Below are 976 nucleotides of genomic sequence, written 5' to 3' on the forward strand. Positions count from 1 at the left end.
TTGCCACCGAAGAGGCCTGCCAGGCGTTCCTGGAGAAGCTTCGCTGGCCCCAAGGCTTCGTCTGCCCGCGTTGCGGCAACGCTGGTGATGTGTACCGCGCCAGCCGCACCCGCCTGATGTGCCGCTCATGCCAGTACCAGGGCACGGTGACCTCTGGGACCATCTTTGACAAGACACGCACACCGCTGCGTGTATGGCTGGCTGCGGCGTGGTACCTGACCAATCAGAAGCAAGGCGTGAGTGCCCTGGGGCTGCAGCGCGTATTGGGCTTGGGGAGTTACCAGACGGCCTGGACCATGCTGCACCGGTTTCGGCGCGCCATGGTTCGCCCGGGCCGGGACAAGCTCAAGGGGCTTGTCGAGGTGGATGAAACGTACCTGTCTATCACGGATCGCAAGAATCCCGCCACCCCTGCAGGGCGCAAGAGCAGCACCACCAAAGTGTTGATGGTCATGGCGGTGGAGATCGTGGAGCCCAAGGGGTTTGGACGCATCCGGTTACGCCGCATTGACCGAGACGCCGCCACCCACGTCATCCCCTTTGTGCAGGAGGTGGTCGAGCCCGGAGCCCAGGTACGCACGGATGGTTCGGCGGCATACCGCGCTCTGGGAGAGCTGGGTTACACCCACCAGCGCACCGTCATGCTCGGCTCAGGCGTACCTGCCCATGTCTCCATGGCGGGAGTGCACCGGGTCGCCTCACTGGTACAGCGCTGGGTGCTGGGAACACATCATGGCTCTGTACAGCCAGACCACCTGGACGCCTATCTCGATGAATTCGTGTTCCGTTTCAACCGGCGCACATCCAGCTCACGCGGGATGCTGTTTTACCGCTTGCTGCAGCAAGCGGTGGTCACGCCGCCAGTGACGTATGGGGATGTCGTGAGCAAGAACACCGGGGAGAGGCAATCGGATACTATTGCTGGATGAAATCACAGTATCAACGGGGCTGCTGGAGCTAAATAGATACCCCTTAT

Annotated in this window: 1 protein-coding gene; it reads left to right on the forward strand. The window is 61.9% G+C overall.

The features are described 5' to 3' along the window. A partial coding sequence (locus tag NFX52_RS30335; RefSeq protein WP_252636009.1) for an IS1595-like element ISCsp2 family transposase occupies positions 1-929 on the forward strand: 929 nt, incomplete at its 5' end. Between the last annotated feature and the right edge of the window lie 47 nt (positions 930-976).

Origin of the sequence: Acidovorax facilis, from assembly GCF_023913775.1 — a bacterium.
GTDB lineage: Bacteria > Pseudomonadota > Gammaproteobacteria > Burkholderiales > Burkholderiaceae_C > Acidovorax > Acidovorax facilis.